This is a genomic window from Microbacterium marinilacus (assembly GCF_019753765.1).
Classification (GTDB): Bacteria; Actinomycetota; Actinomycetes; order Actinomycetales; family Microbacteriaceae; genus Microbacterium; species Microbacterium marinilacus.
In genome coordinates this window covers 204,688-216,039 of record NZ_JAIJZW010000002.1, presented here as the reverse complement: position 1 = coordinate 216,039, position 11,352 = coordinate 204,688, and the positions used below count along the sequence as shown (strand labels likewise).

Below are 11,352 nucleotides of genomic sequence, written 5' to 3'. Positions count from 1 at the left end.
TCGTGTGGGGGGGGGTGGGGGGCTCCCTGGGGGGGGGGGGCCCCGCCCCCCGCGCGCCCGCCACCACCGTCAGGTCAGCGCTTCTCGAGCTCCTCGGCGACCAGGAACGCCAGCTCGAGCGACTGCATGTGGTTCAGGCGCGGGTCGCACAGCGACTCGTAGCGGGTCGCGAGAGTCGCCTCGTCGATCTGCTCGGAGCCGCCCAGGCACTCCGTCACGTCGTCGCCCGTCAGCTCGACGTGGATACCGCCCGGGTGGGTGCCGGCGGACCGGTGCGCCTCGAAGAAGCCGCGGACCTCGTCGACGACGTCGTCGAAGCGACGCGTCTTGTACCCGGTCTCGGTGGTGAAGCCGTTGCCGTGCATCGGGTCGGTGACCCACAGCGGGGTCGCGCCCGAGTCCTTCACGGCCTCGAGCAGCGGGGGCAGCGCATCGCGGATCTTGCCCGCGCCCATGCGCGTGATGAAGGTCAGGCGTCCGGGCTCGCGCTCGGGGTCGAGCTTGTCGATGAGCGCCAGCGCCGTCTCCGGCGTCGTGCTGGGGCCGAGCTTGACCCCGATGGGGTTGCGGATGCGCGAGAAGTAGTCGACGTGCGCGCCGTCCAGGTCGCGCGTGCGCTCGCCGATCCAGACGAAGTGCGCCGACGTGTTGTACGGCGTGCCGGTCCGCGAGTCGATGCGCGTGAGCGGACGCTCGTAGTCCATCAGCAGGCCCTCGTGGCCGGTGTAGAACTCGGTGCCACGGAGCGTGTCGAAGTCGGCGCCCGCCGCCTCCATGAAGCGGATCGCGCGGTCGATCTCGCCGGCGAGCCGCTCGTACCGCTGGTTCGCCGGGTTCTGCGCGAAGCCCTTGTTCCAGGAGTGCACCTCGCGCAGGTCCGCGAAACCGCCCTGCGTGAAGGCGCGGATCAGGTTCAGCGTCGAGGCGGCCATGTGGTAGCCCTTGAGCAGCCGCTGCGGGTCCGCCTGCCGCGACGCGGACGTGAAGTCGAAGCCGTTGACGATGTCGCCGCGGTACGCGGGCAGCGTCACGTCGCCGCGGGTCTCCTCGTTGTTCGAGCGGGGCTTGGCGAACTGACCGGCCATGCGCCCCATCTTCACGACGGGCATCGACGCGCCGTACGTGAGCACGACCGCCATCTGCAGCACGGTCTTCACACGGTTGCGGATCTTGTCGGCGGTGGCTCCCGCGAACGTCTCGGCGCAGTCGCCGCCCTGCAGCAGGAACGCCTTGCCGGCGGCAGCCTGACCGAGGCGCTCCTTGAGGCTGTCCACCTCGCCCGCGAACACGAGCGGGGGCTGCTGCGAGAGCTCGGTCGAGACGCGCTCGACCTCCGCATAGTCCGGCCACTCCGGCTGCTGCTTGATCGGAAGGGATCGCCAGGCATCCAGAGCATCGGAAGTGAGGTGCATTCTTCGATGCTAGCGCCGCCGCGCGACGCCGAAGACCACCCTCAGTCGGCCGCGATCGTGGCGGTGTCCGTCGCCTCCCCGCCGGTGGAGGCGGCGCCCGACACGCCGGCCTGCCGCTGCTGCTTGACCGACGACGCGTAGACGTCGCGGTACTGCTGCTGGCCGAGGCGCTGCAGCGCGACCATGATCTCGTCCGTCACGGAGCGCAGGATGTAGCGGTCGTTCTCCATGCCCGCGTAGCGGCTGAAGTCGAGCGGCTCGCCGATGACCACGCCGACGCGCACGACCCGGGGCAGGCTCGTGCCGATCGGCATCATGGTGTCGGTGTCGATCATCACGACGGGGACGACCGGCACCTTCGCCTCGAGCGCCATGCGGGCGATGCCCGTCCGCCCGCGATACAGGATGCCGTCGGGGCTGCGGGTGCCCTCGGGGTAGATGCCGAGCAGGTCACCGCGCCCCAGCACCTGCAGGGCCGTGTTCAGCGCGGCCTCCGACGCCGATCCTCCGGACCGGTCGATCGGGATCTGCCCGGTGCCCCTCATGAACCACTTCGTGGCCCAGCCCTTGAGCCCCTTGCCCGTGAAGTACTCGGCCTTCGCGAGGAACGTCATGGGGCGCTCGATCATGAGCGGCAGGAACACCGAGTCGGACACCGAGAGGTGGTTGCTCGCGAGGATCGCCGGTCCGGTCTGCGGGATGTTGCCGGCCCCGATGACCCAGGGGCGGAAGATCGCCTTCACGAGCGGACCGATGACGATGTACTTCATCAGCCAGTAGAACACCGCGGAGCACGTCCCTTCCCTGCCGCCGGACGCCCGGCGCAGAGGGCGGGCCGCTCAGCAGTCTAACGGCCGACTCGCCGCCGCCACCGCGCCCCATGGGACAGGTGGCGCGGTGAATGCGTGCGATTAGAATCGAGCCAGCCCGCCCATCCGGTACCGAAGGAGCTGCCGTGATCGAGTTCTCGACACCCGCGATCGTCCCCGCCGACCCAGAGGCGAACGTCGCCGATCTGCTGGTCGAACGCGTGAAGGCCACACCCGACAGACCGCTCTTCGGCATCCCGGAAGGCGACGGCTGGCGAGACGTGACCGCCGCGGAGTTCGAGCGGCAGGTGATCGCGCTGGCCAAGGGGTTCGTCGTCGCGGGGGTGCAGCCGGGCGAGAAGATCGGCTTCCTCGCGAAGACCACGTATCAGTGGACGCTGATCGACTTCGCGCTGTTCTATGCGGGCGCGATCATGGTCCCCGTCTACGAGACGAGCTCCCCCGCCCAGATCCAGTGGATCCTGTCCGACTCCGGCGCCGTCGGCCTCATCACGGAGAGCGCCGCGCACGCCGAGTCGTTCCAGACCGTCGCCGACGAGCTGCCGCTGATCCGCACCGTGTGGCGCATGGACGAGGACGCCGTCGCGTCGCTGAGCGCTCAGGGCGCCGACGTGGCGGACGACGAGATCGAGCGCCGTCGCGGCCTGGCCAAGGGCGCGGACATCGCGACCCTCATCTACACCTCCGGCTCCACCGGACGACCCAAGGGCTGCGTGCTGACGCACAGCAACTTCGTCGAGCTGTCGCGCAACGCCGCCGAGGCGCTGTCGGAGATCGTGCACCAGCCGGGCGCCTCGACCGTGCTGTTCATCACGACGGCGCACGTGTTCGCGCGGTTCATGTCCGTGCTCTACATCCACGCGGGGGTGAAGACGGGTCACGAGCCGAACACGAAGAACCTCGTCAAGACGCTCGGCTCGTTCCAGCCCACACTGCTGCTGGCCGTGCCGCGCGTGTTCGAGAAGGTCTACAACTCCGCCGAGCAGAAGACCGAGGGCGAGGGCAAGGGCCGCATCTTCCGCGCGGCTGCCAAGACGGCCATCGAGCACTCGCGCCGGCTCCAGGACGGCGACAAGATCGGGCTCGGCCTGCGGCTCCGGTTCTCGCTGTTCGACCGGCTCGTGTACTCGAAGCTGCGTGCGCTCATGGGCGGGCGGGTCACCTACGCCGTCTCCGGCTCGGCTCCGCTCGGCCCGCGCCTCGGACACTTCTTCCACAGCCTGGGGATCAAGATCCTCGAAGGCTACGGACTCACCGAGACCACGGCGCCCGCGAGCGTCAACCTGCCGGGCAAGATCAAGGTCGGCACGGTCGGCCCCGCTCTGCCCGGCATCGGCCTCCGCGTCGCCGACGACGGAGAGATCCAGGTCAAGGGCGTCAATGTGTTCCGCGAGTACTGGAAGAACCCCGACGCGACGGCGGAGGCATTCGACGGCGAGTGGTTCCGCACGGGCGATCTCGGCTCGTTCGACGACGACGGCTACCTCACCATCACGGGACGCAAGAAGGAGATCATCGTCACGGCCGGAGGCAAGAACGTCGCTCCCGCCGCGCTCGAGGACCCGATCCGCGCGAACCCGATCGTCGGCCAGGTGGTCGTGGTCGGCGATCAGAAGCCGTTCATCTCGGCGCTCGTCACGCTCGATCCCGAGATGCTGCCGGCCTGGCTGGCGACGCACGGCGAGAGCGCTGACCTCACGCTCGAGCAGGCGGCGAAGAACCTGACCGTCCGAGCCGAGGTGCAGCGCGCGATCGACGAGGCCAACTCGCGCGTGTCCCGAGCGGAGTCGATCCGGAAGTTCACGATCCTCGGCACCGAGTGGACCGAGGCGACCGGTCACCTGACGCCGAAGCTGTCGATCAAGCGTGCCGAGATCATCAAGGACTTCGCGCACGAGATCGAGGACATCTACGCCGCGCCGGTCTCGACCACCAACATCTCGGTCGCCGGCTGAGCCGTCCGATGTGCCGTGAAGAGGCCCGGCCCCGGAAGATCGGGACCGGGCCTCTTCACGCACGAGGAGTCAGGCGCGACAGGGTCGGGTCTCGGCTCGGGCGCTGCGCACCCTCGCTCAACCTTGACGCGGCGTCAAAACCAGTCGCTCTCGCGGACGGCCCTCATCGCCTTGGCCCGCTCGTCCTTAGCGAGGCGCTGCAGGTACACCATCCCGTCGAGGTGGTCGGTCTCGTGCTGCAGCATCTGCGCCATGAGCCCCTCGCCCTCGAGCACCACCTTCGCGCCGTCGAGGTCGATGCCCTCGACGCGGGCGTACGGATGACGGAGCGCGTCGTGCCAGAGGCCGGGCACCGACAGGCACCCCTCCCCCGTGGGCTGCGGCTCGCCGCGCACCTCGACGATGCGGGGGTTCAGCACGTAGCCGATGGTCCCGTCGACGTTGTAGCTGAAGGCGCGAAGGCCGACGCCGATCTGCGGAGCAGCGACGCCGGCACGGCCCGGCAGGGCGACCGAGTCGAGCAGGTCCTGGACCAGGGCGCGGACGCCGTCGTCGATCTTCTCGATCTCGGCGCAGGGCGTCCGCAGCACCGGGTCGCCGTACAGGCGGATCTCGCGGACGGTCACGCGGAGCGGCCCTCGCGCAGACCGTCCACGACACGCGCGGCCAGCTCGCGGGCGGCCTGCCGCGTCTCGGCGCGCAGATCGCGGTAGACGATGGCGCTGCCGGCTCCCAGGGCCGCGTCGTAGGGCAGGTGCACGACCGCCTGCACCCGGCTGCCGAAATGGACCTCGAGCTCGCTCAGGCGCACCATGGGCGCACCGGGAGACTGCTGGTTCAGCACGACGATCGCCCGGCGGGCGAGCTCGTCGTACCCGTTGGACTCCAGCCAGGTGATGGTCTCGGACGCGAGGCGCACCTCGTCCAGGTTGAGCCCCGTCACGATGACCAGCTGGTCGGCGTGGGCCAGGGTGGCCGACATCGCGGAGTGGATGATGCCGGTGCCGGTGTCGGTGAGCGCGAGCGAATAGAAGTGCTCGGCGACCTTGGCCACGCGTCGGTAGTCCTCCTCGCCGAACGCCTCGGCGATGCGCGGGTCGGTGTCGGAGGCGAGGACGTCCAGACGGGTCTCGTCGCGCGCGACGAAGCGCGAGATGTCGTTGTAGCCGCGGATCTCCCCCGCGCGGTGCACCAGGTCGCGCACGGTCCTGTCGGTGCGCTTCGCGATGCGGTCCGCCAGCGTGCCGCGGTCGGGGTTCGCGTCGATCGCGATCACGCGGTCGTCGCGTCCGTCCGCCAGCGCCATGCCGAGCAGCGTCGTCACGGTGGTCTTGCCGACGCCGCCCTTGCGGCTGAGCACGGGCACGAATCGGGTCTCGCCCGCCAGGGGGGCGGCCACGCGCGCGTCGAGCGCCTTGCGGGCGCGCGCCTTGCGACCGTCGCCCAGGTTGACCCGGCCGCCGGTCAGGCCGTAGACGAACTCGCTCCACGCGCCCTCGGGCGCCGGGCGCGCGACCCGGTGCGGGTTGAGCACGCGATCGGCGGTGAGGAGGTCGCTCGACTCGCGCTCCGCGTCCTTGCCGAGGTCCTCCAGACGTCGGGCGGTCATCGTGAGTGCTCCTGTCGTCTGGGTCTTCTGCGTGCTCTCCGGGGCCGCCTCGACGGCTGCCCGCTGCGCCGCCGTCTCCTCGGCCCAAGCCCGGGCGTGCGACGTGGCGCGTGCCGCGCCGGCGGAGGCCGTGGCTACGACGGCGGCCCGGTCCTCGACGACCGGCTCGTCCGCCTCGGCTTCGGTCTCCGCCTCGTCGTCCTCGACGGCCGCCACGTCCGGCTCGGCGCCTGCGTCGGTCTCGTCCAGGTCGTCCGTGGCGGGCTCCTCGCGAGGCTCCTCCGCCTCGGCGTCGGACTCGTGGCCGGCGTCGTCGACCTCGGCGAGCAGCTCGGCGGCGGCCGCGCGCCAGTCGTCCACCGGCGACGGGTCGTCCGCCGCGTCCCCTTCGTCGTCCGCCTCGACGTCATCGCTCACGGTGCCGGCGTCGCTCGCGGCGGTGTCATCGTCGGGCGCGCCACCCTCGATCGAGGGCGCCTCCTCCACATCGTCCTCAGCCGCGTCCGCGGCGTCCTCCCGCTCGACGTCGTCGGGATCGAGACCATCGGTGTCGTCGGCAACGACGTCGTCGACGTCCGCCGTGTCCTCGACGTCCTCGGTGTCGTCGACGTCCTCGGTGTCGTCGATGTCCGCCGCATCGTCGGCGGCGACCTCCTGTGCCGGGCCGGCGGACTCGGGCTCGGGCATCACGACGACGTCGATCACCTGGTCCGCCTCATCGGCCTCGGCATCGTCGGCGGCGGCAGCGGCCTGCTCCCGCACGGCGGCGACCACGTCCTCGACGATCTCGCCGGTGATCGCCGCGTCCTCGTCGGATGCGGGGGCGGCCGTCTCGGCGCGATCGCCGTCGAAGCGATCGGCGGGGAGCTCGATCACGATCTCGCCGCTGCGCAGGTCCCCGGGCTCGAGCTCGTCGTCGACGACCTCGTCGTCCGGCTCCTCCAGCACCTGCGGCAGCACGACGCGCACCTGCGCGGTCTGCGTGCCGAGGATGCCGATGGCGGTCGTGTCGAGTCCGCTGTGGTCGAGGACGCCGTGGTCCTCGCCCTGCATCTGGACGTCGTCGTGTTCGGTCGTGATCTTCTTGGCCACTGCGGGTTCACTCCAACGGGGATGACGATCCCCACCGGGCGAGCCCCTCCCGCCCCGGCGCCCGGTGACCGGGCGCCCCCAGGTTACTTGGCCGCGGCGACGACGACCAAAAGGTCGCCCGCGTCCACCTGCTGCGTGGGGCCGATCGCGAGCCTCTCGACGACCCCGTCGACGGGGGTCGTGATCGCCGCCTCCATCTTCATGGCCTCGATCGACGCGACCGCCTGACCCGCCTGGACCCGGTCGCCGACCGCGGCCTTCAGCGTCACCACGCCCGAGAACGGCGCGGCGACCTGACCGGGCTTCGAGGTGTCGGCCTTCTCGGCGGCGAGCACCTCGACGTCGATGCTGCGATCGCGCGCGGAGACCGGACGGAGCTGGCCGTTCAGCGTGGCCATCACCGAGCGCATGCCCTTCTCGTCGGGCTCGCCGATCGCCTCCAGGCCCACATAGAGCTGCACTCCGCGCTCGATCTCGACGACGTGCTCGCCGCCGGGCTCGAGGCCGTAGAGGTAGTCGGCCGTGTCGAGCACCGAGAGGTCGCCGTACGTCTCGCGCGCGGTCTCGAACGCCTTCGTCGGCTGCGGGAAGAGCAGGCGGTTGAGGGTGGCGCGCCGCGTCGGGGCGTCGCCGGACAGGTCCTGCTCGTCCGCGGGCTCGAGCGGGGTGACCGTCGGCCGCACGTCGCGTCCCGCGAGCACCTTCGTGCGGAAGGGCTCGGGCCAGCCGCCGGGCAGGTCGCCGAGCTCGCCGGCCATGAAGCCGACCACCGAGTCCGGCACGTCGTACTTGTGGGGGTTCTCGGCGAAGTCGGCGGGATCGGCCTTGACCGCCGCGAGATGCAGCGCCAGGTCGCCGACGACCTTCGACGACGGCGTCACCTTCGGCACGCGCCCGAGGATGTCGTCCGCCGCGGCGTACATGTCCTCGATCAGCTCGAAGTCGTCGGCGAGGCCCAACGCGATCGCCTGCTGCCGCAGGTTCGACAGCTGCCCGCCCGGGATCTCGTGGCGATAGACCCGCCCGGTGGGACCGGCCAGGCCCGACTCGAACGGCCGGTACAGGTGGCGCACGGCCTCCCAGTAGGGCTCGAGGTCGGAGACAGCCTGCAGGTCGATGCCGGTGTCGCGATCCGTGTGGGCGAGCGCCGCCACGAGCGCCGACAGCGACGGCTGGCTGGTGGTCCCCGCCATGGGAGCGGACGCTGCGTCGACCGCGTCGGCGCCGGCGGCGCTGGCCGCCAGCAGGGTCGCCAGCTGACCGCCCGGGGTGTCGTGGGTGTGGACGTGCACCGGCAGGTCGAACCGCTCGCGGAGCGCCGACACGAGGCGGGCGGCCGCGGCCGGGCGCAGGAGGCCCGCCATGTCCTTCACGGCGAGGACGTGGGCGCCGGCGTCGACGATCTGCTCGGCGAGGCGCAGGTAGTAGTCGAGCGTGTACAGGTCCTCCGCGGGATCCAGGAGGTCGCCCGTGTAGCAGACGGCGACCTCGGCGACCGACGTGCCCGTGGCGAGCACCGCGTCGATCGCGGGACGCATCTGCGACACGTCGTTGAGGGCGTCGAAGATGCGGAAGATGTCCACGCCGGACGCGGCCGCCTCGCGGACGAACGCGTCGGTGACCTCCGTGGGGTACGGCGTGTAGCCGACGGTGTTGCGGCCGCGCAGCAGCATCTGGATCGCGACGTTCGGCAGCGCCTCGCGCAGCTTGTCGAGCCGCTCCCACGGGTCCTCGCCGAGGAACCGCAGCGCGACGTCGTACGTCGCCCCGCCCCAGGCCTCGACCGACAGCAGCTGGGGCGTGAGACGGGCGACGTGCGGCGCCACGGCGACGAGGTCGCGTGTGCGCACGCGCGTCGCCAGCAGCGACTGGTGGGCGTCGCGGAACGTCGTCTCGGTCACCGCCAGGGCGCTCTGCTCACGCAGCGCGCGGGCGAAGCCGGCCGGGCCGAGCTCCTGCAGCCGCTGCCGCGACCCGTCCGGGGCGGCGGCCGTCAGGTCGGCCGCTGGCAGCTTGGCGGCAGGGGCGATCGCGAGCGGCTTCTCGCCGTTGGGCTTGTTGACCGTCACGTCGACGAGCCAGTTGAGGATCTTCGATCCGCGGTCCTTGGAGACCCGGCCCTCGAGCAGCTCGGGACGCTCGTCGATGAACGACGTCGACAGGTCCCCGGCCACGAACGCCGGGTCGTCGAGGACCGCCTGCAGGAACGGGATGTTCGTGGCCACGCCGCGGATGCGGAACTCGGCCAGCGCGCGGCGGGCGCGGGCGACGGCGGCGCCGAAGTCCCGTCCGCGGACGCTGAGCTTCGCGAGCATCGAGTCGAAGTGCGGGCTGATCTGGCTGCCCGCGGCGGTCGTGCCGCCGTCGAGGCGGATGCCGGCGCCGCCCGGCGAGCGGTACGTCGTGATCTTGCCGGTGTCGGGACGGAAGCCCGCCGCCGGATCCTCCGTCGTGATGCGGCACTGCAGCGCGGCGCCCCGCAGGCGGATCGTGTCCTGCGTCAGGCCGAGGTCGTCCAGCGTCTCGCCCGCCGCGATCCGCATCTGCGACTGCACCAGGTCGACGTCGGTGACCTCCTCGGTCACCGTGTGCTCGACCTGGATACGCGGGTTCATCTCGATGAACACGACCTCGCCGGTGCGCTCCCCCGCGGTCTCCAGCAGGAACTCGACGGTGCCGGCGTTCTCGTAGCCGATCGACTCGGCGAAGGCGACGGCGTAGCGGTGCAGGTCGGCACGCACGGCGTCGTCGAGGTTCGGCGCCGGCGCGATCTCGATGACCTTCTGGTGACGGCGCTGCACCGAGCAGTCGCGCTCGAACAGATGCACCGTCGCACCCGTCTTGTCGGCGAGCACCTGCACCTCGACGTGCCGGGGACGCAGCACCGCCTGCTCGAGGAACATCCGCGGGTCGCCGAAGGCGCTCTGCGCCTCGCGCATCGCCTCGGCCAGCGCCGGTGCGAGCTCCGCCTTCGTCTCCACGCGGCGCATGCCACGGCCGCCGCCGCCGGCGACCGCCTTCGCGAACAGCGGGAAGCCGATCTCGTCCGACTGCGCGACGAGCGCCTCCACGTCGTCGGAGGCCTCCGTCGAACGCAGGACGGGAACGCCCGCCTTGATCGCGTGCTCCTTGGCGGTGACCTTGTTTCCTGCCATCTCGAGGACGTCGGACCCGGGCCCGATGAAGGTGATGCCCGCTGCCGCCGCCTTCGCCGCGAGCTCGGGGTTCTCAGAGAGGAAGCCGTAGCCGGGGTAGATCGCGTCGGCGCCCGACTCGACCGCGACCCGCACGATCTCGTCGACGTCGAGGTAGGCCCGCACGGGGTGACCCTCCTCGCCGATCCGGTACGCCTCGTCGGCCTTCAGGCGGTGCAGCGAGTTGCGATCCTCGTAGGGGAACACCGCGACGGTGCGGGCTCCCAGCTCGTAGGCGGCCCGGAACGCCCGGATCGCGATCTCTCCACGGTTGGCCACGAGGATCTTCGAAAACATGGGCACCCTTCTGGCGGGGCCGGGCGAGGTGGGGACTCGTCGCCCGGGCTGACGTGTCTCACAGCATAGGGCGTTGTAACGTTGGGGATTGTGCACGTACTCAGCGTCAGTTCCCTCAAGGGAGGGGTCGGAAAGACGACCGTGACCCTCGGTCTCGCATCCGCCGCCTTCGCACGCTCACTGCGCACGCTCGTGGTCGACCTCGACCCTCAGGCGGACGTCTCGACCGGTCTGGACGTCCAGATCGCCGGTCGTCTCAACGTCTCGGACGTGCTCACCAGCCCCAAGGAGAAGATCGTCCGCCAGGCGATCACCTCGAGCGGCTGGACCCGCGTGCACGACGGCACGATCGACGTGATGCTCGGCAGCCCGTCGGCGATCAACTTCGACGGCCCCCACCCCACCGTGGCGGACGTCTGGAAGCTCGAGGAGGCGCTCGCGTCGATCGAGTCGGAGTACGACCTGGTGCTGATCGACTGCCCTCCCTCGCTGAACGCCCTCACGCGCACGGCCTGGGCCGCGAGCGATCGCGTGATGGTGGTCACGGAGCCGGGCCTGTTCTCGGTCGCGGCCGCCGACCGCGCGCTGCGCGCGATCGAAGAGATCCGCCGAGGCCTCTCCCCCCGTCTGCAGCCGCTCGGCATCGTGGTGAACCGCGTGCGCCCGCAGTCGGTCGAGCACCAGTTCCGCATCAAGGAGCTCCGCGACATGTTCGGGCCGCTCGTGCTCGAGCCTCAGCTGCCGGAGCGCACCTCGCTGCAGCAGGCGCAGGGCGCGGCGAAGCCGCTGCACGTCTGGCCGGGCGAGTCCGCGCAGGAGCTCGCCACCGACTTCGACGCCCTGCTCGACCGCATCATGCGAGCCGGCCGCATCGAGGACCCGTCCGACACCCAGGACGCCTCGCGCTGACGCGGACGCTCGCTCGTCCCCTCCGATCCCCGCTCGCGGCGGGATCGGCGACGC

7 protein-coding genes are annotated in these 11,352 nt (G+C 71.2%); 2 read left to right on the top strand and 5 right to left on the bottom strand.

The genetic code is table 11. The features are described from left to right. Positions 1–74 precede the first annotated feature (74 nt). Positions 75–1,412 (bottom strand): class II 3-deoxy-7-phosphoheptulonate synthase, encoded by a 1,338-nt coding sequence (locus tag K5S26_RS04455; RefSeq protein ID WP_221856392.1) that lies wholly within the window; start codon positions 1,410–1,412, stop codon positions 75–77. 41 nt (positions 1,413–1,453) lie between these two features. Then, positions 1,454–2,197 (bottom strand): lysophospholipid acyltransferase family protein, encoded by a 744-nt coding sequence (locus K5S26_RS04450; RefSeq protein ID WP_221856390.1) that lies wholly within the window; start codon positions 2,195–2,197, stop codon positions 1,454–1,456. Between the two features lie 170 nt (positions 2,198–2,367). Here K5S26_RS04450 and K5S26_RS04445 point away from each other — a divergent pair, with 170 nt between their 5' ends. Next, the gene (locus tag K5S26_RS04445; RefSeq protein WP_221856388.1) at positions 2,368–4,197 is read left to right on the top strand and encodes an AMP-dependent synthetase/ligase; all 1,830 of its coding nucleotides are present in this window, start codon (positions 2,368–2,370) and stop codon (positions 4,195–4,197) included. A gap of 134 nt (positions 4,198–4,331) precedes the next feature. Here K5S26_RS04445 and K5S26_RS04440 read toward each other — a convergent pair whose 3' ends face one another. From K5S26_RS04440 to K5S26_RS04430, 3 genes are all read right to left on the bottom strand, one after another. Next, on the bottom strand, positions 4,332–4,823 hold the full coding sequence (locus K5S26_RS04440) for a peptide deformylase (RefSeq protein ID WP_221856386.1): 492 nt from the start codon (positions 4,821–4,823) through the stop codon (positions 4,332–4,334). After that, positions 4,820–6,898, bottom strand: a complete 2,079-nt coding sequence (locus K5S26_RS04435) for a MinD/ParA family ATP-binding protein (RefSeq protein ID WP_308122753.1) — start codon at positions 6,896–6,898, stop codon at positions 4,820–4,822. The genes K5S26_RS04440 and K5S26_RS04435 overlap by 4 nt, the downstream gene beginning before the upstream one ends. An 83-nt stretch (positions 6,899–6,981) precedes the next feature. Further along, the gene (locus tag K5S26_RS04430) at positions 6,982–10,389 is read right to left on the bottom strand and encodes a pyruvate carboxylase (RefSeq protein ID WP_221856384.1); all 3,408 of its coding nucleotides are present in this window, start codon (positions 10,387–10,389) and stop codon (positions 6,982–6,984) included. A gap of 90 nt (positions 10,390–10,479) precedes the next feature. Here K5S26_RS04430 and K5S26_RS04425 point away from each other — a divergent pair, with 90 nt between their 5' ends. Continuing rightward, entirely contained in the window at positions 10,480–11,298 is an 819-nt protein-coding gene (locus K5S26_RS04425) for a ParA family protein (RefSeq protein WP_221856382.1), read from the top strand. The last annotated feature ends 54 nt before the right edge of the window (positions 11,299–11,352 follow it).